This is a genomic window from Mycobacterium sp. SMC-19 (assembly GCF_045310815.1).
Lineage (GTDB): Bacteria > Actinomycetota > Actinomycetes > Mycobacteriales > Mycobacteriaceae > Mycobacterium.
Genome location: NZ_JBJIAM010000003.1, coordinates 1 through 21,945 on the forward strand (window position 1 = coordinate 1; position 21,945 = coordinate 21,945).

A 21,945-nucleotide genomic window follows, 5' to 3' on the forward strand; every position below is an offset into this window, starting at 1 on the left:
CAATCACCATCGGCAACACTCCGCGATCGGCAAGATTCCGCCCATCACCAGGTTGACCAACCTGCCTGGGCAGTACAGCTAGGTCAGGCGATGCCCTCACTTACGAGCTGCTCGACCTCATCTACGGACCTAGTCATTAGATGACTGAAAATCGTTGCATTCACTACGGATAATATGGCGCGGTCGCCGTTCGAACGGATTTCATAGCCGCGATCGACGCGGGTGACTTTGATCCCGGGAGCGTAACCCAGGCGATAGAGGTCTGTTCCCAAAGGCCCGGAGGCAAGGCTTGGGCGCGCTGCTGTTCCCCAATCCCAGATCAGGTACTTCTCCGCCAGATCGAGGCTCGAGAATCGAGCGTCGCCGTCCGTTCGCTTACCGCGATCGTCGACTATGTCCGTTACCCACCAGGGACTCTCGTTGCGGAGATGGACCGAATAGCCGTTGGACTTGAATGCGATATGACAGTCGTCGCAAGTAGTCGAAATCGATACGTCTCCGCCGCTGAACATCGGAGCCCAGCGTTGCCAGTGTTGGATCAGACGCGAGAAATCCATGACTACTTTTGCCTCCTGAGGAATCCCGACCGGATCAGCTCTTCGACGCTGCCGGTATCTCCGAACTCATCGATTATTCGAAATTGTGTCCCACCGCCGGGTTGGTGGAACCATGGTGCGGTTTGCGACTGCTCGATATGCCAACCGGGTGGCAGGGCGGTGGGATCGTTGACGACATATCGCAGGTAGGGCATCGTCGCGCTTTCCGGCGGGAGTGACAACTCGGCAAAGGGCGTACCTTCCGGAGCCATGTAACCGCCGTATTCAGATCCGAATCGCCCGAGCTCGGTTCCCGCGGTCAAGTCGGCGTCGGGGATGACGGTGCCCGGTATTGCGTACGGCTTGCTGGCCAGGCTGTCGTCAGGGTAGATCAAGCGGCCGGCGGAGTCGGTGAATTGTGGTCCCGGTTCGATGGGGTGGTAGCCCTCGAACAAGGGTGAATCAGTTGGTAATGGATGTACCTCGGTTGCTGGGGCCGGCACGTGTGGCCCGCTGTGTGGGACGTGTTCGTGCGTAAGCACCGCTGGGCCTTGATCGGCAGTCGTCAGCGGCGGCGGAATGTGGTCGCCACCGGTGGTAACCGGAGCGTGCGCACCCGAGTGGTGGATGGCGAGATCGTCGGCGGCGGCCTGCGCGCGGATTTCGGCCTGGGTGATCGCGCGCGGCAGCACGTTGTCGGCGCTCAGTCCGACAGCGGTACCGCCGCTGGTTTCGAGGGCTTCGCGGGCGAACAGGGACCGCATGCCTTGCCAGCCGGCTTCTACGCCGGCCTTGCCGGCGGTGACCGCGGGCCCGGCGCCCACCGCGGTGAAGATGGCGTTCTGCAGCAGCGCGTCGTCGGGGGTGACGCGGCCCGGGTCGAGGAACCGGGAGCCGGCCAGCTTGCCGTCCTGATAGCTGAAGTAGGCGCCACTGCCGGCGTCGGCGCCTTGGTCGTAGACCTCGCCGGTGCCGTTTTTGAGGGTGCCGGTCACCACCATCTTTTGGCCCTCGAGGGTGTAGGCGAATGACACGGCGCCGCCGGGACCCAGGTGCACCGAGGCGGGATCGATGGTCGAGTAGTCGGGGATCTTGCCCAGGTCATCGAGGGCATCGGCGAGGTTCTTCTTCAATGCCGGCAGCTGCGTCATCGCCTCCTGGGCCGCGTCGCTGCCCGCACCCTGCTGGTACGCCTTGGCCGTGGCGTCGTCGAGGGCTTTTTGGGCGGCCCGGACCCGGGCCATTGCATCGAGCACCGCCTGGTCGTTGGCGCGCAACAGCTCCTCGAACGCGAACTGGTCGCCCGGCGTGCTCGGGGCGGGACTGAGGGGGCCACCCAGCGGTGCGCTGGCGTAGCCGTGGGAGAGCAGCTTGGTTGTCGAAACCTGAAGTATTCCGGCGTAGTCGTCGCGGAGCTTCTCGATCTGATGCAAGATGCCGGCGGTGTCGTCGATCGCGACCTGTTCCAACTCGGCGGTATCGAGGTGCGCCTGCTGGTACATGCCGATGCGGTTGTCGATGTCTTGCAGCTGGATCTCCAGCGCATGGATCTTCCCGGCCGCGGACTTCTGGGCCTCGGCCAGCGCGGCGGCGATCATTTCCAGGTCGGTGCCGATAGCCGTGAGCTGGGTTTGCTGCAGGTGCAAGGTGTCGGTGGCGCGTTGCACTTCCGCCGAGTCGTTGATCGGGTGCTCGCCGTTCTCCCGGTTCCAGGCCGCCTGGAAGCGTTGGCGGGCTTGGGCGAACGCCGCGCTGGACTCGGCGGTACACGCGCCGGCGTTGTGGAAGGCCTGCGCGAGTTCGTCGACAGCGGCCGGGTTACCGCTTCGCAGGGTGTTGTTGACCTGCCACGGGTCGCCGCCCGCGGCATCGATGAGCAGCGGCAGGCTTATGTAGCGGAGTTGCACCACACTGCACGAAGTTCGGCCGCGTTGTGCTGATCCATACCGATAAATGCCCGCCGGGCGTGATGTGCCTTGTCGGCGACATCGGCCAAGACGCGGCGTTGATCGTTGAGGGTTGTGACGTGGTCGCTATGGCGGGTCGAGATCGCCTGGTGGAAGGCGTCGGCGGCGCCGAAACTGCCGAAGATTCCCGCCGCCACCGCAGTCTGGTCCAACGACGCCGCGCCCGCCTGGGCGTGGTCCGCAGCGCTGTGAGAATGGGTTGCCCCGTCCTTCAGCATCGCCGGATCGACGAACATCGTGACTCCTTTACTGCGTCAGCTGGGAATCAACGTTGACAGCCGGTCGTGCGGGCGTCAATTCACCGAGGAGAATGGCCGAAGTTCGTGGATCAGCCCCGGCCGTGCTTGGACGGTTAGCTGCCGATCACCTGCGCGTCGCCGAAGGTCATCTCGACCCGGCCCACGGTCGACGACATCATCGGCCGCTTGGGCAGACCCAGCGCGGCCAGCTCGCGGGCGTAAGGGTGGGTGCCCAGCCGCAGCGTGGTACCGCCGAGCGACCCGCGCACTTTCGAAATTCGCATCTCCCAAGGCACTTGGCGGGTAACGCCGTCGAGGTGGCTGAATGCTTGCAGCACCCGGGGCTTGGACGTGAACAGCCCCGGAACCGGCAGCCCGCGACCGAATTCCATGGTAGCGATGTGCTGGCCGTCAGCGGCGACATCGAAACCCAACTGCCGTCCGTCGCGAACGGCGAAGTCCGCCATGATCTTCGGGAATCCCCAGATGGTGCGCCCGGCCTCGAGGGTGAACTCCTGGTCGACCGGCAGGTGGTGGATGAACGCGCCGGCCGAGCCCAATGCCCGCCAGCCGCTGGCCTCGGTCCCCGGCGGGTTGACCATCACCGCGGTCCCGAACTCCAGGTACTTGCCCAGGTCGCCGTCTATGTAGCGGGCCAGCATCAGATTGACCACGGCGCGTCCCGGCTGCTGCTGGAAGACCTGCAGGCCGCTGTAGTCGATCATCGCCTGCGCGGCGTCCGCAGGGACCGAAAACATTGCGGAATGTACATCCGCGTGACGGATGCGGACCGGCATGGTAAGCACAGTGCCAGCGATGGTGTGCTGTGAAAGAGCCATGGCTCCCACTGTAATCCGGGGAGGACGTCAATGACCGAGGTAATGGCCGATGCGAAGCCGGCCACCAAGCCGGACGTCGATCTGACCGACGGCACGTTTTACGCCGACGGGGGTGCTCGTGGCGCCTACGGTTGGATGCGGATCAACGAGCCGGTGTTCCGGGACCGCAACGGGCTGGCCGCGGCGGCCACCTACCAAGCGGTGATCGACGCCGAACGCACGCCCGAAGTGTTCTCCAACGCCGGCGGCATCCGTCCCGACCAACCGGGCTTCCCATACATGATCGACATGGACGACCCCGCGCACCTGTTGCGCCGCAAGCTGGTCAACGCCGGATTCACCCGCAAACGCGTGCATGCCCAGCTGCCGTCCATCGAGACGTTGTGCGACACCCTCATCGACGCGGTGTGCGAGCGCGGTGAATGCGACTTCGTCCGCGACATCGCCGCCCCGCTTCCGATGGCGGTGATCGGTGACATGCTCGGGGTGCTGCCCGAAGAACGATCGATGCTGCTGCGGTGGTCAGACGACCTGGTGGCCGGGCTGAGCTCACACCTGGATCCGGAATCGGCGACGGCTCAGGCGGTCATGGCGGCGTTCGCCGGCTGGACCGAATTCACCAGGAACACCATCACGAAACGTCGGGCCGAGCCCACCGACGACCTGTTCTCCGTGCTGGTCAACGCCGAGGTGGACGGCGCCGTGATGACCGACGACGAGATCATCTTCGAGACCCTGCTGATCCTGATCGGCGGCGACGAGACCACCCGTCACACGCTATCCGGTGGCACGGCGCAGCTACTGCGCCACCTCGATCAGTGGGAGTTGCTGCAGCGCGAACCCGATCGGTTGCCGGTGGCGATCGAGGAGATGCTGCGGTGGACCTCGCCGGTGAAGAACATGTGCCGCACCCTGACCCGCGACACCGAGTTCCACGGCACGCAGCTGCGCGAGGGCGAGAAGATGCTGCTGCTGTTCGAGTCGGCCAACTTCGACGAGTCGGTGTTCGACGAGCCGGAACGCTTCGATGTCACCCGCGACCCCAACAGCCATGTGGCATTCGGTTTCGGCACGCACTTCTGCCTGGGCAACCAGCTGGCCCGGCTGGAATTGCGGCTGATGACACAGCGGATCCTGCAGCGCCTGCCGGATCTGCGGCTGGCGTCCGGCGACGCGTTGCCGCTGCGCCCGGCGAACTTCGTCAGCGGCCTGGAATCGATGCCGGTGGTGTTCACCCCGAGCAAACCGGTGCTGGCGTAGTCATCTTCGCCGAGCGTGTAATCAGGCCGGATATTTCGCGGAAATCTCGGGCTCAGTACACGTTCGGCGCGCCCAGGCATCGCTGACTCGGCCGATGATCCCGGCTTCGGTGTCTTCGACAGTGATCCGGATATCGATCCAGCCGAGTTGGGTCATGGTTTCGTGGCGCCTGATGCCCTTGTTGAATGCCGCACGCGTGATCCGGTGGTGCTCGCCTTCGTAGTCGACACCGACTTTGATGTCCTCCCAACCCATGTCCGCTACCGCAGCAAGCTGGCCGTACTCGTCGTAGACCGGAATCTGGGTTTGCGGCTGGGGAAATCCGGCGCGGATCAGCAACAGCCGCAACCACGTTTCTCGCGGCGACTCGGCGCCGGCGTCAACGAGTGATAGCGCCATCCGTGCACGGCGGATCCCTCGGCGGCCCCGGTAGCGCTCGGCCAGTACCTCGACCTCGGCCATCGTGAGGCGGGTCGCGCGGGCCAGTGCGTCGATGGCCGCGACTGATTTCCCGACTGGGTAGCGGCAGGCCAGGTCCAACGCGGTGCGTGCGGGGGTGGTGACCGGCATACCGGCGATCAGCTGGACTTCATCGGCTTGGAATCGGTCGGACCAGGTCCTGACGCCCCCGGGCGGGCGCCGGCAGTCGAAGAGCAACTCGGCCGGAGCGCGGTCCTCGACCCACCTGGCACCGTGCAGCGCGGCAGCGGATTGGCCGGCGATCACCCCGCGCCGCCGGGACCACAGCCATGCGGCGCGTGCCCGCGACACGGCGGTGAGCTCCGGCCCGGTCGGGACGTAGACGTCCGGATGGATCGCGGTGAATCGGCTCCGCAAGGCGTACGGCGTCAGCCGCCCGGTCCGCACGGCTTCGCTGCCCAAGAACGGTGTCACCATGGCGGGAGTCTGCCAACGACCACCGACACGAACGCCGAACGTGCACTGGTTGCGAAAATCCGGCCGGATTCTCGCAGTGGTTACACGTTCGGCGAAAAGGGCGGGGAGGCGAGGCTGGCCCGCAGCGACTCGATGATCGCCTCGATCGGCGACCGCCACGCCAGACCCAGATCGGCCAGCGTGGCCGAGTCATCGGTCGGGGTGGCCGAGGTCAGCAGCCAGGCCGCCTCGTAGCTCAGTGACTCGGGCAGCGGCAGCAGCTTGCTGGCCAGGTCGCTGACCCGGCCGATGCCCTTGAAAACGCTGGGGGCCACCCGGATTCGGCGTACCGGCTTGCCCAGACCCTGTTCCACCGCGGCGATCATCTCGTCGAAGCTGACCATGATTCCGCCGCACAGATAGCGATGCGGACCGCGACCGGGCCGCATCAGCGCCTCGTGCACCCGGCCGATGTCGCGGACGTCGACCATCGCCATGCCGCCGCGCACCACCGGCGCCACCCGATACTTGACGATCGGCGCCCAGCCCCGTTCGGTGACGCCGGGCGCGGTGTGAAACGCCGGGCCGACCACGCTGGAGGGATAGGTGACCACGACCGGTGCGCCCTCGTCCTGCAGCCGGCGGGCCACCCGCTCGCCGTAGGCCTTGGTGCGCGCATACGCGCTGCGCCCCGGCACGGTCGGCGAATCCGGGCCGATGATCCCGTTCGGCGGCGGGAACAGCGCGCTGTAGGAACTGACCGACACCACCGGGTCCAGACCTGCGGCCACGGCGCGGGTCAGGATCGCTTCGGTGGCGTAGGCGTTGATGTCCCACATCAACTTTTCCTGGCGGTCGTTGGTGCCGACCACCCCGGCGGCATGCAGCACCGAGTCGCAGCCGTCCAACAGCGCAGCCACCACCGCGGTGTCGCGGATGTCGCCGTCGAGCACTTCGAGTGCGCCGAATTCGCGCAACCGGGGAATGACCGGCTCGTCACCGCAGCCCGGGGCGACCAGCAGCCGAACCGAATGCCCGGCTTCCAGCAGTGTCTTGACCGTGTGGGCGCCGAGGTAGCCGGTGCCGCCGGTGACTGCGACCCGCATCAGCGGTTCTTGAACTCCGGCTTGCGCTTCTCGGCGAACGCCCGCGGCCCTTCCTTGGCGTCCTCGCTCAAGAACACCTTGATGCCGATCTTGGTGTCGATCTGGAATGCGTCGTTCTCGTGCAGGCCCTCGGTCTCGTGGATGGTGCGCAGCATCGCCTGCACCGCCAGCGGACCGTTGTTGTTGATCTGCTCGGCGATCTCCAGCGCCTTGTCCAGCGCGGAACCGTCCGGCACCACGTGGCCGATCAGGCCCATCTCCAGCGCCTCGGCGGCGGTGATGTGCCGACCGGTGAACAGCAGGTCACAGGCCATGGTGTAGGGAATCTGGCGCACCAGCCGCACCGCGGAGCCGCCCATCGGGTACAGGCTCCACTTGGCCTCGGAGATGCCGAACTTGGCGCTTTCGCCGGCGATGCGGATGTCGGTGCCCTGCAGGATCTCGGTGCCCCCGGCGATGGCCGGGCCTTCCACCGCGGCGATCAACGGCTTGGTCAGCCGGCGGCCCTTGAGCAGGCCGTCGATACGCGACGGGTCGTAGCTGCCGTCTTTGAACGAGTCGCCCGGCGCCTTCTTGTTGGCTGCCTTGAGGTCCATTCCCGCGCAGAAATAACCACCGGCGCCGGTCAGGATGCACGAGCGGATCTCGTCGTCGTTGTCGACGCGGTCCCAGGCCTCGACCATGATCGCCAGCATTTCGCCGGAAAGAGCGTTGCGGGCCTCGGGACGGTTCAGCGTGACGATCAGCGTGTGTCCGCGCTGCTCAACGAGGGCGTGGGGCTGTTCTGACGACTCGCTCACCGGCGTCCGCCTTTCCGGGTTGGGACCTCGACTTGAAATCGAAATGTAACACGTTCTAGTTTGTGTGTTGTGGCTCTCAACATCGCCGACTTAGCCGAACACGCCATCGACGCCGTACCGGATCGGGTTGCCCTGATCTGTGGGCCTGACGAGCTGACCTACGGGCAGCTCGAGGAGAAGGCCAACCGGCTGGCCCATTACCTGATCAGTCAGGGCGTCAAGAAGGACGACAAGGTCGGCCTGTACTGCCGCAATCGCAACGAGATCGTCGTCGCGATGCTCGGCATCATCAAGGCCGGCGCCATCTTGGTCAACGTCAACTTCCGCTATGTCGAGGGGGAGCTGCGCTACCTGTTCGACAACTCGGACATGGTCGCGGTGGTGCACGAGCGCCAGTACGCCGACCGGGTGGCCAACGTGCTGCCCGACACCCCGCACGTCAAGACCATCCTGGTGGTCGAGGACGGCAGCGATCTGGACTACCAGCGCTACGGCGGCGTGGAGTTCGAGGCCGCACTGGCGCAGAGTTCGCCGGAGCGGGACTTCGGACCGCGCAGCGCCGACGACATCTACCTGCTCTACACCGGCGGCACCACCGGCTTCCCTAAGGGCGTGATGTGGCGCCACGAGGACATCTACCGGGTGCTGTTCGGCGGAACCGACTTCGCCACCGGCGAACCGATCGCCGACGAGTACGACCTGGCCAAGCTGGCCGTCGCCAACCCGCCGATGGTCCGGCACCCGATCCCGCCGATGATCCACGGCGCCACCCAGTCGGCCACCTGGATGTCGCTGTTCAGCGGCCAAACCGTGGTCCTGGCACCGGAATTCGATGCCGACGCGGTGTGGCGCACCATCCACGACCACAAGGTCAATCTGCTGTTCTTCACCGGGGACGCGATGGCGCGCCCGCTGCTGGATGCGCTGCTGGCCCATCAGGACGCCGGTAACGAGTACGACCTGTCGTCGCTGTTCCTGCTGGCATCCACCGCGGCGCTGTTCAGCCCGAGCATCAAGGAACGGCTGCTGGAGCTGCTGCCCAACCGGATCATCACCGACTCCATCGGGTCCAGCGAGACCGGTTTCGGCGGCACCAGCATCGTCGCCAAGGGCGAAGCGCACACCGGCGGCCCGCGGGTCACGATCGACAAGACCACCGTGGTGCTCGACGACGACGGCAACGAGGTCCAGCCCGGGTCGGGCGTGCGGGGCATCATCGCCAAGCGCGGTCACATCCCGGTCGGCTACTACAAGGACGAGAAGAAGACCGCCGAGACGTTCCGCACCATCAACGGGGTGCGCTACGCGATCCCCGGCGACTTCGCGCAGGTCGAGGCCGACGGCAGCGTGACCATGCTGGGCCGCGGGTCGGTGTCGATCAACTCCGGTGGCGAGAAGATCTACCCCGAAGAGGTCGAGGCGGCCCTCAAGACCCACCCCGACGTCTTCGACGCCCTGGTGGTCGGGGTGCCCGATGCCCGCTACGGCCAGCATGTGGCCGCGGTGGTTCAGGCGCGCGGCGACGCACGGCCTTCGCTGGAGGAGATCAACGCCTGCGCCCGTACCGAGATCGCCGGCTACAAGGTGCCCCGCAGCCTGTGGTTCGTCGACGAGGTCAAGCGCTCCCCGGCCGGCAAGCCCGACTACCGCTGGGCCAAAGAGCAGACCGAAGCCCGTCCCGCCGACGAGGTGCACGCCAAGCACGTGGCGGCAGAGAGCTAACTCACCGAATTTTTGGTGCAGAGCTGCCCTCGACGGAACGCTTTGCGGGCTAGTCTCTGTCGATGCAGCGACTTTCGGGCGTCGACGCGGCGTTCTGGTCTGCCGAAACGGCGGGCTGGCACATGCACATCGGTGGGTTGGCGATCTGCGACACCACCAATGCGCCGAACTACAGCTTTGAGCGGGTTCGCCAGCTGCTGATCGAGCGATTACCGCAACTGCCGCAGCTGCGCTGGCGGGTCAGCCCTTCGCCGATGGGCCTGGACCGGCCGTGGTTCGTCGAAGACGAGCATCTCGACATCGACTTCCACCTGCGGCGTATCGGCGTTCCCGCGCCGGGCGGGCGGCGCGAGGTCGAAGAGCTGGTGGGCCGCCTGATGTCCTACAAGCTGGACCGTTCCCGACCGTTGTGGGAGATGTGGGTCATCGAAGGCGTAAGCGGCGGCCGGGTCGCGACGCTGACCAAGATGCATCACGCGATCGTCGACGGTGTCTCTGGTGCAGGACTGTTCGAGATCATGCTGGACATCACGCCGGAGCCGCGGCCGCCGCTACCGGAGACGATCGGGTCGTCGAACGGATCCGTCATCCCCAGCTACGAGCGCCGGGTCGTCGAGGAATTGGTCAACGTCGCGGTCAAGACGCCGTACCGCATCGGCCGGCTGCTGCAGCAGACCGTCCGCCAGCAGATCGCCACTGTCGGATTGGGACTTCCCCGCAAACCACCGCGCTACTTCGACGCCCCGGTAACTCGTTTCAACGCCAGCGTGTCGCCGCACCGGCGGATCAGCGCCGCCCGGGTCGAGTTGGCCCGGATCAAGGCCGTCAAGGACGCCTACGGGGTCAAGCTCAACGATGTAGTGCTCGCCATGGTCGCCGGCGCAGTTCGGCAGTATCTCGGCGAGCGCGGCGAGCTGCCGGACAAGCCACTCGTCGCCCAGATCCCGGTGTCGACCCGCACCGAAGAGAGCCAGGGCGAGGTCGGCAACAAGGTCAGCTCGATGACGGTGTCGATGGCGACCGACATCGAGGGAGCAGCCCAGCGGCTCAAATCGATTCACGCCAGCACTCAGAGTGCCAAGCAGATGGCGAAGGCGTTGTCGGCGCACCAGATCATGGGCCTGACCGACACCACCCCGCCGGGGCTGCTGCAGCTGGCCGCCCGTGCCTACACCGCGACCGGGCTGTCGAACCGGCTGGCCCCGATCAACCTCGTCGTCTCCAACGTGCCGGGTCCGCCGATTCCGATCTACATGGCCGGAGCGGAACTGGAGTCACTGGTGCCGCTCGGCCCGCCGGTCATGGACGTGGCGCTGAACATCACCTGCTTCTCCTACCGCGACCACCTCGACTTCGGATTCGTGACCACCCCGGAAATCGCCGAGGACATCCACAAGATGGCCGACGGGATCGAGCCGGCGCTGGCCGAGTTGGAGCGCGACATCGACCGGGGGAAGAACCGCACCGGCCGACGCTGACCGCTAACGCCCGGGCAGTGCCTGCACCACGCGGATCATCGGGGTCAGCATCTTTTGCCACAGCGGGCCGGAAATCCCCAGCGGCGGGTCCAGATTCAGGATCCGGGCGGTGGAGACCGTCTGCGATTCGGTGTACTTGAGGATCCCGTCGGCACCGTGGCGGCGGCCAACCCCGGAGGCTTTCATGCCGCCCATCGGCGCGGCGACGCTCCCGAAGGCCAGGGCGTAACCCTCGTCGACATTGACCGTGCCGGACTTGATCCGTGCGGCGATGGCCTCACCCTGGGACTTGCTGGCGGCCCACACGCTGGCGTTCAGCCCGTATTCGGTGTCGTTGGCCTTGGCGATGGCCTCTTCGACGCTGTCGACGGGGTAGATGGAGACGACCGGGCCGAACGTCTCGTTGCGCCCGCACTCCATCTCGTCGGTGACATCGGTCAGCACGGTCGGCTCGTAGAACAGCGGCCCGATGTCGGGACGGGCATTTCCGCCGGCGATGACCTTGGCGCCCTTGGCCTTCGCGTCGTCGACGTGGTTGGAGATGGTCTTGATCTGGTCTTCGGAGATCAAGCTGCCCATGTCGGCGGTGAAGTCGTAGGTGGCCGAGAGCTGCATGGCGCGCACCTGCTCGGCGAACTTCGCGGCGAACTCGTCCGCGACGTCGCGCTCGACGTAGATCCGTTCGATCGAGATGCACAACTGCCCGGCGTTGGAGAAGCAGGCGCGGGTGGCGGCCTTGGCGACCTCCGACAGGTTGGCGCCCTTGGTGACGATCATCGGGTTCTTGCCGCCCAGTTCGGCGGAGAAGCCGATCAGCCGGGAACCGCACTGCTCGGCCAGGGTGCGACCGGTGGCGCTGGAGCCGGTGAACATCAGGTAGTCGCACTGCTGCACGATCGCGGTCCCGACCACCGACCCCGGGCCGGGCACCACCGCGAACAGGTCGCGCGGCAGGCCGGCCTGATACAGCAGTTCGGCGTTGGCCAGCGTGCAGTACGGGGTCTGGCTGTCCGGCTTGACCACCACCGCGTTGCCCGCCAGCAGTGCGGGGATGGCGTCGGAGATCGACAGCGTCATCGGGTAGTTCCACGGCGCGATCACGCCCACCACGCCCTTGGGGTGGTGGTTGACCACGGTCTTGACGACGGCGGGCAGTAGCCCCGGTACCCGCTTGGAGGCCAGCAACTTGGTGGCCTGGCGCGCGTAGTAGCGCGCGTTGAGCATGATGTCCAGGATCTCCTCCTGGGCAGCCGAACGTGCCTTGCCGGTCTCGGCCTGGCAGACGTCCATCAGGAAGTCCCGGTTGGCGATCACCAGATCGCGGTAGCGCTCGATGATCGCGCTGCGCTCCTTGACACCGCGCGCCGCCCAGATGCGCTGGGCCGCGCGGGCCTTGGCGAATGCCGCCGTCACGTCCTCGGCGTTGCCGACCGGGATGGTGGTCAGCGGCTTGCCGGTGAAGACCTCGTCGATGGTCTTCGACTGCCGCGCGTCGATGTCATCGATGGCGGACAGTTGGCGCAGCCGGTCGAAGTCTGCGGCGGATGGGGCGGGCATGGTGAACTCCTACTGGCGGGTAACACGTGGTTAGCGGCCAACCTACCCCGCGCAGCGGCCACCCGGTAGCTCGGCGGCATGGGCGCTGAGCCACTGGGTCATCTGGTTGAGCGCCGCGATCCCGGATCCGAAGCTGCCGTCTTTGGGCTCGGCGGCCAGCGCCACCGCAAGCGACCCGGCCGGCGTGCCGACGACGCCGAACTGGCGCACCAGATACCCGCCGCCCTGGCCGGGACCCCAGCCGCCCTTGGTCGGCGCGCCGATGCTGGCCAGCCCCCAGCGCTGGTCGGGCACGGTGTTACGCATCAAGCTGTAGACGGGCGCAGCGACGGCCATGCACGGCAGGTGGGCGGCGAACACCGCTTGGCGGGCCAGTGGCCACTGGGTCTGGCCGAAGGCGCTGAACTCTGGACGCAGCCGTCGGGATTCGACCGCGGTGCCCGCGTCGCCGCCGGCCCGCAGGACGGCCTGCACCTGCTGGGCGGCCTGGGGCGCCGGACCCAGCGCGGACCACAGCTGCTCGGCGGCGTCGTTGTCGGACGCCGTGACGGCCTTGGCGGCCAGGTCCTGGGCGTTCGGGCGGTTGGCGTGCAGCGCCGCGATCGCCAGCGGGACCTTGATGGTCGACCAGGCGACGCCGTTCTGCAGGGAACCGAGCGTGCCCACCTGGTTCTGGCCGACTGGGGCGTAGGCGATGCCCACGTTGCCCGGAATGGTGTTGGCCAGCTGCGCGAAGCTGGCCTGTAAGGGCTCGGCGGCGGCGGGGGAGGCCAGGGCCAGGGGGAGGGCCATGACGGCGGCCAGGACTGCGACGAGCAAGCGGCGGGCAGCAGGCATTGATTCAGTATTGCGCGCCACGTGGCCGGAACGGGGGCGGCGCGGCGGGCGGCCGCTGAGGTGAATCATCGGACGAAATCGCGTACTTCTTTCCCGCACGCGGCTATCGTCGCGGCATGCGACCTTCCGTCGGCGCCATCGCGGTAGCAACCGCGGCTCTGACCTTCGTGATTATCGGCGGTGCCCCTGCGGCCACCGCCCAGCCGGACATGCACTTCTTCGAGTCCCCCAGCGGAAACATCGCATGCCTGGCGGATTCGGACTCGGTTCGCTGCGACATTCAGGACCGTGATTGGTCGCCGCCGCCGCGACCGTCGGACTGTGCCAGCCAGACCGGATACGGACAGGGCGTCGTGCTCGAGGTCCACGGCAAACCCAAATTCGTCTGCGGCGGCGACACCACCTTCGGCGGTGACGCCCGAGTCCTGCAATACGGCGATCGTGACGCGACGACCGCCTACACCTGTGTCAGCGAGAAGTCCGGTATCCGCTGCGAAAACCGTGATGACCACGGATTCGCGATCAGTCGTGAGTCCTACGAACTGTTCTGATCGCGATGGGTTGCGGCGCTCGATGGCCGGCGCCAAACAGAGGGAGCGAACGATGCATCGGCTGCAGCGGATGGGCGGAGTCGGTCGGGTTTTTGCCGTGGTCGCCGCGGTGCTGTGCGTCGCGGTGGGGATCGCTGGAGTGGCGGCCGCCGACGACACCGTCCGACTGAACAGTCGGCTGGGCGATTTCTGTCTCGACGCTCCCGGAGCGGACTATTTCACCGCGGTGGTGATCAACCCCTGCGAGGACTCTGACTCCCAGCGCTGGTATCGCAACGGCCGGCAGCTGCAGAACGTCGCCTTTCCCGGCGGATGCCTGATCAATCCGGCGGTCAATGTGAATCCGTCGGGCGAAGGTATGTTCGCGCACCTCGGTCCATGTGTCGCAATGGCGCCCCAGAACTGGAACGTCGACCCGAACGGCCAGGTGAAAAACGACACGGGTTGGTACTGCCTCACAGTCCTCGGCGGGCCAGGGCCGGGAACGTGGGTCTCCGCCCGCTACTGCAACGGCGATCCGAACCAAGGCTGGGACGTCATCTCCTGACCCGGCTGGCAGGGGTGTCGGGCTGCCGCTACCGGGGGATCGGGAACACCGGATCGGCGCACTCGGTGCCCTCGGCGGTCAACACCCGCTTGAGCACCTTGAACGTCTCGGTGCGCGGCAATTCCTCGGCCACCCGCACATACGACGGCCACTGCTTGGGGCCCAGGTCGGGCTGCTCGGCCAGGAATGCGCGGAAGTCGCCGGCGTCGAACGAGGCCCCTCGGGCCAGGACCAGCGCGGCCATCACCTGATCACCCACCGCGGGGTCCGGGATGGGATACACCGCGACCTGCGCGACGGCATTGTGGCGCAGCAGGACCCGCTCGATCGGTGCGGTGCCCAAGTTCTCGCCGTCCACCCGCATCCAGTCGCCGAGCCGGCCGGCGAAGTAGGCGTAGCCGGCCTCGTCCCGATAGGCCAGATCGCCGGAGTGGTAGATCCCGCCGGCCATCCGCTGCGCCTCGGCCTCGGGATCGCGGTAGTAGCCGCGGAATTGGCCACGCCCACTGGCATTCACCAACTCGCCGACCACCCCGGGCGGGCACTGCACGCCGGTCTCGACGTCGATGATGGTGTTCCCGTCGATCAGCGGCCCCAGCGCGCCGGCCGGGGTGTCCGGGGTACGCCCGATCGCCACCCCGCCCTCGGTCGAACCGAAGGCGTCGATCACCGTGCACCCGAACCGAGCCGCGAAGCGCTCCAGGTCCCGGGGTGCACCCTCGTTGCCGTACAGCAGCCGCAGCGGGTTGTCGGCGTCGTCGGGCTGTGCCGGAGTGGCCAGCACGTACGACAGCGGTTTGCCCACGTAGTTGGCGTAGGTGGCGCCGAAACGGCGCACGTCGGGAATGAACCCCGAAGCGGAGAACTTGCGGCGCAACGCGATCGACGCGCCAGCGGCCACCGCCACCGACCAGCCCGCCATCACCGCGTTGGAGTGAAACAGCGGCATCGACAGATAGCAGACATCCGAGGTCCCCAGGCTGAACCGCTGCGAGAGCATCAGCCCCGGGAACGCCGCCTTCCACTGGGTGCAGCGCACCGCCTTCGGGTCACCGCTGGTGCCCGAGGTGAAGATCAGCATGAACAGCTCGTCGGGGCCGGCCTCCCGGAAGCTCACCGGTGTGCCGTCATAGCCCGCCAATTCCGATTGCCACGAGGGCGATTCGACATCGATCATGCCGGGAACCATGACGTCGGCGGTGTTGTCGGCCAGCACCAGCTGGCAATCCGCATGGGCTACGTCGCGCTCCAGGGCTGCGCCCCGGCGGGTGGGGTTCAAGCCCACCGGCACGATGCCGGTCAGTGCCGCCGCCACCAGCATCATCGAGAAGAACGGCGTATTGCCCAGCAACACACCGACATGCGGTGGTTTGTCCGGATCGAGCCGGGCCTGCAGCGCGGCACCGAGCCGGGCGCCCGCAGCGATGTGGTCTCGCCAGCTGACGAAGGTGTCCTCGTAGAACACACCGCGATCGTCCACCTCGGCTAGGGCGGCCAGCATCGCTGTGACGGTGGACTGTTCGTCAATTTGGGTGGGTGCTGACATAGTGATCAGATTAGTGTTGCAATAGAGCGGTGACCGACTTCGACGCCATTACAGCCCTGAAAACCATCGCCGACATCGACGCCATCAAGGGAGTCAAGTACCGCTACATGCGGGCATTGGACACCAAGCACTGGGACGACTTCGCGGCCACCCTGGCCGAGGACGTCACCGCCGCCTACGGCCAGTCGATGGGCAAAAAGCAGACCTTCGCCGACCGTGACTCGCTGGTGGAGTTCATGCGGAACTCGCTTCCCGGCAACATCATCACCGAGCACCGGGTGAACCACCCCGAGATCTCCCTCACCGGCTCGGACACCGCCACCGGTATCTGGTACCTGCAGGACCGGGTGATCGTGCCCGACGTCAACCTGATGCTGATCGGGGCAGGTTTCTATCACGACACCTACCGCCGCACCTCCGACGGCTGGAAGCTCAGCCACACCGGCTACCAGCGCACCTACGACGCCACCATCGCCCTGACAGACCTGCCCGGGTTCAACGTGACGTTCGGTGAAGCGCTGAACCGCTAGCCAACCAACTACGCCGGCGTTTCGGCCAGTTCGCGGCCGATCGCCAGCAGCTGTCCGGTGGCGCCGCCAAGTGCGAACTCAGTCTGCTTGGCGGCCAGGAAGTAGCGGTGGATCGGGTGGTCGATGTCGATGCCGACCCCGCCGTGAATGTGGACGATGCTGTGCGCCACCCGGTGACCGGCCTCGGCCGCCCAGAATGCGGCGGTGGCCACCTGGGTGGTGGCCGGCAGCCCCTCACTGATCCGCCACGCCGCCTGGGTCAGCGTCAGGCGCAACCCCTTGACGTCGATGTAGCCGTCGGCCAGCCGCTGCGACACCGCCTGGAAGCTGCCGATCGGCTTGTCGAACTGCTCGCGCTCGCGGGCGTATTCGGCGGTCAGGGCCAGGCCGCGCTCCAGTACGCCCAGCTGGTAGGCGCTGTGGCCCAAGGCCGCCACGCTGATCAGGTGGTCGAGTACGTCGGCGCCGCCGACCAGGCGACCGGCCTCTACCGTGACCCCGGACAGCTCCAGGTGGCCAACGCTGCCCCGTCCGGTGGTGGCCAGCGAGGTCACCGTCACGCCAGGGTCGGAGGCAGCGACCAGGAACACCGCTGCGCCGGAATCGGTTTCGGCTGCCACCAGGAAGGCGTCAGCGATCGAAGCGAAACCGACCTGGGTGCGGGTGCCGGTGAGGCGGTAGCCGCCGTCGGCCGTCGCCGCCCGGACCGGGCCCTCGCCCATGTCTCCGTCGAGGGCGACGGTGAGGACCTTCTCGCCGGCCACGGCCGGGACGCCCCAGGCCTGCTGCAGCTCGGCCGAACCGAACTTGGCCAGCGTCTCGGCGGCCAGCACCACCGACTCCAGGTAGGGCACCGCGGCCAGTTGGCGGCCGAGTGCGGTCAGGATCGCCGTCTGCTCGAGCACGCCGAAACCACCGCCGCCCAGCGACTCGCTCGCCGCACTGGACACGACGTCGGCGTCGATCAGCTTGCGCCACAGCTCGGTGTCGAAACGCTGCTCCAACGCGTCGAGCTCACGCTGGCGCTCCGGCGTGCACACCGCGTCCACGATGGTGCCGACCAGACCCGAGAGGTCGTCAGATGCTTCGGTAGTGGTGAAGTCCATGGGTACTTGCCTCCAAAGTCCTTGGGGTAATAGGTCAGCGGTTACGGGGCAGGCCCAGAGCGACCATGCCGATGATGTCGCGCTGCACCTCGTTGGTGCCGCCGCCGAAGGTCAGGATCAAGCAGGCCCGGTGCATCCGCTCCACCCGGCCGCGCAGCAGTGCGCCGGGGGAGTCCTGGCGCACGGTGGCGGCGGTGCCGAGCACCTCCATCAGCAGGCGGTAGGCCTCGGTGGCCAACTCGGTGCCGAACACCTTCGCCGCCGAGGCGTCCGCCGGGGACGGCGCGGCCTTGTCAGTCGAGGCCAGCTCCCAGTTGATCAGCTTGAGCACTTCGGCCTTGGCCAGCACCCGGGCCAGGTTGAGCTGGACCCACTGCGAGTCGATGATCCGGTTGCCGTGGGCGTCCTTGGTGTTCTGTGCCCATTCGCGGACCTCTTCGAGAGCCAGCAGGATCGGCTGCGCCGAGACCAGGGCAACGCGCTCGTGGTTGAGCTGGTTGGTCACCAGCTTCCAGCCCGCGTGCTCTTCGCCGACCAGGCTGGTCACCGGCACCCGCACGTCCTGGTAGTAGGTAGCGCTGGTGTCCGGGCCGGCCATGGTGTGGACCGGGGTCCAGGAGAAGCCTTCGGCAGTGGTGGGCACGATCAGCATCGAGATGCCGCGGTGCTTCTTGGCTTCCGGGTTGGTCCGGGCCGCCAGCCACACGTAGTCGGCGTAGGCGATCAGCGACGTCCACATCTTCTGGCCGTTGATCACGTAGTCGTCGCCGTCACGGACCGCGGTGGTGCGCAGCGAGGCCAGGTCGGTGCCGGCGCCCGGCTCGGAGTAGCCGATCGCGAAGTGCAGCTCGCCGGCGGCGATCTTGGGCAGGAAGAACTTCTTCTGCTCTTCGGTGCCGAACGCCATGATCGTCGGCGCGACGCTGTTGATGGTCAGGAACGGCACCGGGGCACCGGCGATCGCGGCCTCGTCGGTGAAGATCAGCTGCTCCATCGGCGAACGTGCCTGGCCGCCGTACTCCTTCGGCCAGCTCAGCGTCAGCCAACCGTCGTGCCCCATCTGAGCCACGGTCTCGCGGTAGACGTTGCCGGTGCCGTACTCGCCCTGGGTCGAGCTGAGGGCTTCACGACGCTCCGGCGTCATCAGCGTGGTGAAGTAGGACCTCAGTTCGCTGCGCAGCTCTTCTTGGGCCGGCGTGTAGCTGATCTGCATCGGGGGAGTCCTTCGCTGGTGATCGGTGTCACGATAAGATTCTGGTTCGACAGCCCGTTGTAACACGTTCTAGTCCCGGGGTCCAACGGCCCTAGCGGCTCGTGTGGGAACGCTGTCGGATCGTATGGTGACACTAGTGGATGACGGCGGCCGGAAACGCTCGGTCGGCGCAGGGCTTTTACAGGAGAATGTCATGCGAGTTGAGGTAGATCTGGATCGTTGCGAGGGCAACGCGATTTGCGTCGGAATCGACCCCGACCTGTTCGATCTGAACGATGACGAGCAGGCAGAGGTGAAACTCGCCCCGGTCCCCGCCGACCGCGAAGCCCACGCTGAGCAGGCCATCGCCGAGTGCCCGCGGGCCGCGCTGCGCCGCGTCGACGACTAGCCTCCCCCTAACAACGACTAGAGGTATTCATAACCGCCGGTGACGATGAGTGCGCCGGTGACGCAAAGGAGCGGCGTACATGACTGACAACGCGATCGATCTGACCGGCAAGGTCGCAGTGGTGACCGGCGCAGCCGCCGGCCTGGGCCGAGCTGAGGCGATCGGGTTGGCCCGCTCCGGGGCGACGGTGGTCGTGAACGACATCGCTCCGGCGCTGGAGTCCTCCGACGTCATCGAGGAGATCGCCGCGGCCGGCGGTAAGGGCGTGCCGGTGGCCGGTGACATCAGCCAGCGGTCCACCGCCGACGAGCTCGTCAGCACCGCCGACGGGCTGGGCGGGCTGAACATCGTCGTCAACAACGCCGGGATCACCCGCGACCGGATGTTGTTCAACATGTCCGACGACGACTTCGACGCCGTGATCGCGGTGCACCTTCGTGGACACTTCCTTTTGACCCGCAATGCGGCTGCCTACTGGCGTCAGAAGGCCAAGGATGCCGATGGAAGCGTGTACGGCCGCATCATCAACACCTCGTCAGAGGCCGGCCTGATGGGTCCGGTCGGCCAGGCCAACTATGGCGCGGCCAAGGCGGGGATCACCGCGCTGACGCTCTCGGCCAGCCGGGCGCTGAGCCGCTACGGCGTCTCTGCCAACGCGATCTGCCCGCGGGCCCGCACCGCGATGACGGCCGATGTGTTCGGTGAGGCCCCGGAAGGCGCTGCGGGAGATGTCGATCCTTTGTCGCCCGAGCACGTGGTGACCTTGGTCCGGTTCCTGGCATCCCCGGCCTCGGCCGCGGTCAACGGTCAGGTTTTCGTGGTCTACGGACCTGAGGTAACCCTGATGGCCGCGCCGACCGTGGAACGTAAGTTCAGCGCCGATGGGCAGGCGTGGGACCCGGCCGGACTGTCCGACACGCTGGCCAATTACTTCGCCGGCCGCGATCCGGCGCGGACTTTCTCGGCGTCCGAACTGATGTCCGGCGATTAGAACAAAATTAGAACGCGTTATAGCGAGGCGTGGGTCACAATATGCTGTGACCAGGGCGGATATCTCAGGAATCTCGCTGAAACGTGTCCTTTGACACTGAGAACGTGTTCTAGTTAGTATGATCCGGCTCACGTGAGGCGGCGTCTGAATTGCACGAATGACGCCGATCGCACGAGGTTGCCGGATACAGTTTTGCGACCACCGATGCCCCGGAAGCCCGACCTGAGGGAAGGACGTGTCTTGATCGAACAACTCACGGTTCCGGCTCGGGCCGTGGGCGGGTTCGTCGAGATGTCCCTGGAGACGTTCCGGGCCATGTTTCGCAGGCCTTTCCAGTACCGCGAATTCCTCGACCAGACCTGGATGATCGCCCGGGTGTCGCTGCTGCCGACGGTGCTGGTCGCGATCCCGTTCACCGTGCTGGTGGCGTTCACCCTCAATATTCTGCTGCGCGAGATCGGCGCTGCCGACCTGTCCGGCGCCGGTACCGCGTTCGGCACCATCACCCAGCTGGGCCCGGTGGTGACCGTGCTTGTGGTGGCCGGCGCGGGTGCGACCGCCATCTGCGCGGACCTGGGTGCCCGCACCATCCGCGAAGAGATCGACGCGATGCGGGTGCTCGGTATTGACCCGATACAACGGCTGGTGGTACCCAGGGCCCTCGCGTCGACGTTCGTCGCATTGCTGCTCAACGGGCTGGTGTGTGCGATCGGCCTGGTCGGCGGCTATGTGTTCTCGGTCTTTCTGCAGGGCGTCAACCCCGGCGCCTTCATCAACGGGTTGACCGTGCTCACCGGGCTCGGCGAGCTGGTGATGGCTGAGATCAAGGCGCTGCTGTTCGGCACGGCAGCCGGCCTGATCGGCTGTTACCGCGGACTGACCGCCAAGGGCGGCCCTCAGGGCGTAGGCAACGCGGTCAATGAGACCGTCGTCTATGCCTTTATTTGTCTGTTCGTCATCAACGTCGTCATGACCGCGATCAGCGTCCGGGTGTTGGTGAAATGAGTTACGACGCCACGTTGCGGTTCCGGCGGATGTTTCGCGGCCTGCCCAAGGCCGTCGACAACTTCGGCGAGCAGGCGTTGTTCTACGCCGAATCGATCCGATACGTCCCCAACGCGCTGACCCGGTACCGCAAGGAAACCGTCCGGCTGATCGCCGAGATCACCATGGGAACCGGCGCGCTGGCCATCATCGGCGGCACGGTCGGGGTGGCCACCTTCCTCACCCTGGCCTCCGGTGGCGTGATCGCGGTGCAGGGCTTCTCCTCGCTGGGCAACATCGGCATCGAGGCGTTGACCGGCTTCTTGTCGGCGTTCCTCAACGTGCGGATTGTGGCGCCGGTGGTTGCCGGGATCGCACTGGCCGCCACTATCGGGGCCGGCACCACCGCCCAGCTCGGCGCCATGCGCGTCGCCGAAGAGATCGACGCCGTCGAATCGATGGCGGTACATGCGGTGTCCTATCTGGTGTCCACGCGTTTGGTGGCGGGTCTGATCGCGATCATCCCGCTCTATTCCCTGTCAGTGCTGGCCGCGTTCTTCGCCGCCCGGTCCACCACGGTGTTCATCAACTCGCAGTCACCGGGCCTCTACGACCACTACTTCGACACCTTCTTGATCCCCACAGACCTGCTGTGGTCCTTCCTGCAGGCGATCATCATGTCGATCGCGGTGATGCTGGTACACACCAACTACGGCTTCAACGCGGCCGGCGGCCCCGTCGGCGTGGGCATCGCGGTCGGTCAAGCCGTGCGGACCTCGCTGGTCGTCGTCGTCGTCATTACGCTGTTCGTTTCACTTGCCGTCTACGGCGGCTCCGGCAACTTCAACCTCTCGGGATAGCAGGGACCAAGC

22 protein-coding genes are annotated in these 21,945 nt (G+C 66.6%); 10 read left to right on the forward strand and 12 right to left on the reverse strand.

Annotated elements, in window-relative coordinates; genetic code table 11:
- Positions 1 to 83: 83 nt before the first annotated feature.
- The 4 genes from ACJH5R_RS07495 to ACJH5R_RS07510 all read right to left on the reverse strand — a co-directional run bounded on the left by ACJH5R_RS07495 (position 84) and on the right by ACJH5R_RS07510 (position 3,581).
- Positions 84 to 557: a hypothetical protein gene (locus ACJH5R_RS07495; RefSeq protein WP_406759666.1), complete on the reverse strand. Its 474-nt coding sequence runs from the start codon at positions 555 to 557 to the stop codon at positions 84 to 86.
- Between the two features lie 2 nt (positions 558 to 559).
- Positions 560 to 2,443, reverse strand: coding sequence for a glycohydrolase toxin TNT-related protein (locus ACJH5R_RS07500; RefSeq protein ID WP_406781636.1), 1,884 nt, complete (start codon positions 2,441 to 2,443; stop codon positions 560 to 562).
- Entirely contained in the window at positions 2,425 to 2,739 is a 315-nt protein-coding gene (locus ACJH5R_RS07505) for a DUF2563 family protein (RefSeq protein ID WP_406759665.1), read from the reverse strand. The genes ACJH5R_RS07500 and ACJH5R_RS07505 overlap by 19 nt, the downstream gene beginning before the upstream one ends.
- Positions 2,740 to 2,855: 116 nt before the next feature.
- Positions 2,856 to 3,581 carry an acetoacetate decarboxylase family protein gene (locus tag ACJH5R_RS07510; RefSeq protein ID WP_406759664.1) on the reverse strand — a complete coding sequence of 242 codons (726 nt, stop codon included), beginning with the start codon at positions 3,579 to 3,581 and terminating at the stop codon, positions 2,856 to 2,858.
- A gap of 42 nt (positions 3,582 to 3,623) precedes the next feature.
- Between ACJH5R_RS07510 and ACJH5R_RS07515 the strand changes: the two genes are divergently transcribed.
- Complete coding sequence (locus tag ACJH5R_RS07515; RefSeq protein ID WP_406759674.1) at positions 3,624 to 4,841, forward strand: cytochrome P450; 1,218 nt, start codon at positions 3,624 to 3,626, stop codon at positions 4,839 to 4,841.
- Between the two features lie 21 nt (positions 4,842 to 4,862).
- Here the strand turns inward: ACJH5R_RS07515 and ACJH5R_RS07520 are convergent, their stop codons facing one another.
- From ACJH5R_RS07520 to ACJH5R_RS07530, 3 genes are all read right to left on the reverse strand, one after another.
- Positions 4,863 to 5,738 (reverse strand): hypothetical protein, encoded by an 876-nt coding sequence (locus ACJH5R_RS07520; protein WP_406759663.1) that lies wholly within the window; start codon positions 5,736 to 5,738, stop codon positions 4,863 to 4,865.
- Between the two features lie 80 nt (positions 5,739 to 5,818).
- A complete protein-coding gene (locus ACJH5R_RS07525; protein ID WP_406781637.1) occupies positions 5,819 to 6,823 on the reverse strand; it encodes an NAD-dependent epimerase/dehydratase family protein in 1,005 nt (334 codons plus the stop codon).
- The gene (locus ACJH5R_RS07530; protein ID WP_406759661.1) at positions 6,823 to 7,623 is read right to left on the reverse strand and encodes a crotonase/enoyl-CoA hydratase family protein; all 801 of its coding nucleotides are present in this window, start codon (positions 7,621 to 7,623) and stop codon (positions 6,823 to 6,825) included. The genes ACJH5R_RS07525 and ACJH5R_RS07530 overlap by 1 nt, the downstream gene beginning before the upstream one ends.
- A 69-nt stretch (positions 7,624 to 7,692) precedes the next feature.
- On the opposite strand from ACJH5R_RS07530, the gene ACJH5R_RS07535 reads away from it, so the two are divergent.
- Complete coding sequence (locus ACJH5R_RS07535; RefSeq protein WP_406759660.1) at positions 7,693 to 9,345, forward strand: acyl-CoA synthetase; 1,653 nt, start codon at positions 7,693 to 7,695, stop codon at positions 9,343 to 9,345.
- Between the two features lie 62 nt (positions 9,346 to 9,407).
- On the forward strand, positions 9,408 to 10,823 hold the full coding sequence (locus ACJH5R_RS07540) for a WS/DGAT/MGAT family O-acyltransferase (RefSeq protein WP_406759659.1): 1,416 nt from the start codon (positions 9,408 to 9,410) through the stop codon (positions 10,821 to 10,823).
- A gap of 3 nt (positions 10,824 to 10,826) precedes the next feature.
- On the opposite strand, the gene ACJH5R_RS07545 is transcribed toward ACJH5R_RS07540, so the two are convergent.
- Together ACJH5R_RS07545 and ACJH5R_RS07550 are read right to left on the reverse strand one after the other, a co-directional pair.
- On the reverse strand, positions 10,827 to 12,380 hold the full coding sequence (locus ACJH5R_RS07545; RefSeq protein WP_406781638.1) for a succinic semialdehyde dehydrogenase: 1,554 nt from the start codon (positions 12,378 to 12,380) through the stop codon (positions 10,827 to 10,829).
- Between the two features lie 42 nt (positions 12,381 to 12,422).
- Positions 12,423 to 13,172, reverse strand: a complete 750-nt coding sequence (locus tag ACJH5R_RS07550; protein ID WP_406759673.1) for a hypothetical protein — start codon at positions 13,170 to 13,172, stop codon at positions 12,423 to 12,425.
- A 161-nt stretch (positions 13,173 to 13,333) separates the two neighbouring features.
- On the opposite strand from ACJH5R_RS07550, the gene ACJH5R_RS07555 reads away from it, so the two are divergent.
- Positions 13,334 to 13,768, forward strand: coding sequence for a DUF6636 domain-containing protein (locus ACJH5R_RS07555; protein ID WP_406759657.1), 435 nt, complete (start codon positions 13,334 to 13,336; stop codon positions 13,766 to 13,768).
- A 52-nt stretch (positions 13,769 to 13,820) separates the two neighbouring features.
- The gene (locus ACJH5R_RS07560) at positions 13,821 to 14,315 is read left to right on the forward strand and encodes an RICIN domain-containing protein (protein ID WP_406781639.1); all 495 of its coding nucleotides are present in this window, start codon (positions 13,821 to 13,823) and stop codon (positions 14,313 to 14,315) included.
- A 28-nt stretch (positions 14,316 to 14,343) separates the two neighbouring features.
- Here ACJH5R_RS07560 and fadD17 read toward each other — a convergent pair whose 3' ends face one another.
- Positions 14,344 to 15,861 carry a long-chain-fatty-acid--CoA ligase FadD17 gene (gene fadD17 / locus ACJH5R_RS07565; RefSeq protein ID WP_406781640.1) on the reverse strand — a complete coding sequence of 506 codons (1,518 nt, stop codon included), beginning with the start codon at positions 15,859 to 15,861 and terminating at the stop codon, positions 14,344 to 14,346.
- Positions 15,862 to 15,890: 29 nt separating this feature from the next.
- On the opposite strand from fadD17, the gene ACJH5R_RS07570 reads away from it, so the two are divergent.
- The gene (locus ACJH5R_RS07570; RefSeq protein ID WP_406781641.1) at positions 15,891 to 16,391 is read left to right on the forward strand and encodes a nuclear transport factor 2 family protein; all 501 of its coding nucleotides are present in this window, start codon (positions 15,891 to 15,893) and stop codon (positions 16,389 to 16,391) included.
- An 8-nt stretch (positions 16,392 to 16,399) separates the two neighbouring features.
- Here the strand turns inward: ACJH5R_RS07570 and ACJH5R_RS07575 are convergent, their stop codons facing one another.
- Both ACJH5R_RS07575 and ACJH5R_RS07580 read right to left on the reverse strand, forming a co-directional pair.
- On the reverse strand, positions 16,400 to 17,497 hold the full coding sequence (locus ACJH5R_RS07575) for an acyl-CoA dehydrogenase family protein (RefSeq protein WP_406781642.1): 1,098 nt from the start codon (positions 17,495 to 17,497) through the stop codon (positions 16,400 to 16,402).
- A 34-nt stretch (positions 17,498 to 17,531) separates the two neighbouring features.
- The gene (locus tag ACJH5R_RS07580; protein WP_406759652.1) at positions 17,532 to 18,710 is read right to left on the reverse strand and encodes an acyl-CoA dehydrogenase family protein; all 1,179 of its coding nucleotides are present in this window, start codon (positions 18,708 to 18,710) and stop codon (positions 17,532 to 17,534) included.
- Positions 18,711 to 18,903: 193 nt separating this feature from the next.
- Here ACJH5R_RS07580 and ACJH5R_RS07585 point away from each other — a divergent pair, with 193 nt between their 5' ends.
- The 4 genes from ACJH5R_RS07585 to ACJH5R_RS07600 all read left to right on the forward strand — a co-directional run bounded on the left by ACJH5R_RS07585 (position 18,904) and on the right by ACJH5R_RS07600 (position 21,933).
- Positions 18,904 to 19,098: a ferredoxin gene (locus tag ACJH5R_RS07585; protein WP_024442226.1), complete on the forward strand. Its 195-nt coding sequence runs from the start codon at positions 18,904 to 18,906 to the stop codon at positions 19,096 to 19,098.
- 79 nt (positions 19,099 to 19,177) lie between these two features.
- Positions 19,178 to 20,089, forward strand: a complete 912-nt coding sequence (locus ACJH5R_RS07590) for a 3-oxoacyl-ACP reductase (protein ID WP_406759651.1) — start codon at positions 19,178 to 19,180, stop codon at positions 20,087 to 20,089.
- 240 nt (positions 20,090 to 20,329) lie between these two features.
- Positions 20,330 to 21,094 (forward strand): ABC transporter permease, encoded by a 765-nt coding sequence (locus ACJH5R_RS07595; protein WP_046286802.1) that lies wholly within the window; start codon positions 20,330 to 20,332, stop codon positions 21,092 to 21,094.
- Entirely contained in the window at positions 21,091 to 21,933 is an 843-nt protein-coding gene (locus ACJH5R_RS07600; protein ID WP_406781643.1) for an MlaE family ABC transporter permease, read from the forward strand. The genes ACJH5R_RS07595 and ACJH5R_RS07600 overlap by 4 nt, the downstream gene beginning before the upstream one ends.
- The last annotated feature ends 12 nt before the right edge of the window (positions 21,934 to 21,945 follow it).

What these genes read in the sequence shown, in the direction of transcription:
- ACJH5R_RS07495 (WP_406759666.1), bottom strand. Translation starts at nt 557, where the DNA reads ATGGATTTCTCGCGTCTGATCCAACACTGGCAACGCTGGGCTCCGATG.
- ACJH5R_RS07505 (WP_406759665.1), bottom strand. Translation starts at nt 2,739, where the DNA reads ATGTTCGTCGATCCGGCGATGCTGAAGGACGGGGCAACCCATTCTCAC.
- ACJH5R_RS07510 (WP_406759664.1), bottom strand. Translation starts at nt 3,581, where the DNA reads ATGGCTCTTTCACAGCACACCATCGCTGGCACTGTGCTTACCATGCCG.
- ACJH5R_RS07515 (WP_406759674.1), top strand. Translation starts at nt 3,624, where the DNA reads ATGGCCGATGCGAAGCCGGCCACCAAGCCGGACGTCGATCTGACCGAC.
- ACJH5R_RS07520 (WP_406759663.1), bottom strand. Translation starts at nt 5,738, where the DNA reads ATGGTGACACCGTTCTTGGGCAGCGAAGCCGTGCGGACCGGGCGGCTG.
- ACJH5R_RS07525 (WP_406781637.1), bottom strand. Translation starts at nt 6,823, where the DNA reads ATGCGGGTCGCAGTCACCGGCGGCACCGGCTACCTCGGCGCCCACACG.
- ACJH5R_RS07540 (WP_406759659.1), top strand. Translation starts at nt 9,408, where the DNA reads ATGCAGCGACTTTCGGGCGTCGACGCGGCGTTCTGGTCTGCCGAAACG.
- ACJH5R_RS07545 (WP_406781638.1), bottom strand. Translation starts at nt 12,380, where the DNA reads ATGCCCGCCCCATCCGCCGCAGACTTCGACCGGCTGCGCCAACTGTCC.
- ACJH5R_RS07550 (WP_406759673.1), bottom strand. Translation starts at nt 13,172, where the DNA reads ATGGCCCTCCCCCTGGCCCTGGCCTCCCCCGCCGCCGCCGAGCCCTTA.
- ACJH5R_RS07555 (WP_406759657.1), top strand. Translation starts at nt 13,334, where the DNA reads ATGCGACCTTCCGTCGGCGCCATCGCGGTAGCAACCGCGGCTCTGACC.
- ACJH5R_RS07560 (WP_406781639.1), top strand. Translation starts at nt 13,821, where the DNA reads ATGCATCGGCTGCAGCGGATGGGCGGAGTCGGTCGGGTTTTTGCCGTG.
- fadD17 (WP_406781640.1), bottom strand. Translation starts at nt 15,861, where the DNA reads ATGTCAGCACCCACCCAAATTGACGAACAGTCCACCGTCACAGCGATG.
- ACJH5R_RS07575 (WP_406781642.1), bottom strand. Translation starts at nt 17,497, where the DNA reads ATGGACTTCACCACTACCGAAGCATCTGACGACCTCTCGGGTCTGGTC.
- ACJH5R_RS07580 (WP_406759652.1), bottom strand. Translation starts at nt 18,710, where the DNA reads ATGCAGATCAGCTACACGCCGGCCCAAGAAGAGCTGCGCAGCGAACTG.
- ACJH5R_RS07585 (WP_024442226.1), top strand. Translation starts at nt 18,904, where the DNA reads ATGCGAGTTGAGGTAGATCTGGATCGTTGCGAGGGCAACGCGATTTGC.
- ACJH5R_RS07590 (WP_406759651.1), top strand. Translation starts at nt 19,178, where the DNA reads ATGACTGACAACGCGATCGATCTGACCGGCAAGGTCGCAGTGGTGACC.
- ACJH5R_RS07600 (WP_406781643.1), top strand. Translation starts at nt 21,091, where the DNA reads ATGAGTTACGACGCCACGTTGCGGTTCCGGCGGATGTTTCGCGGCCTG.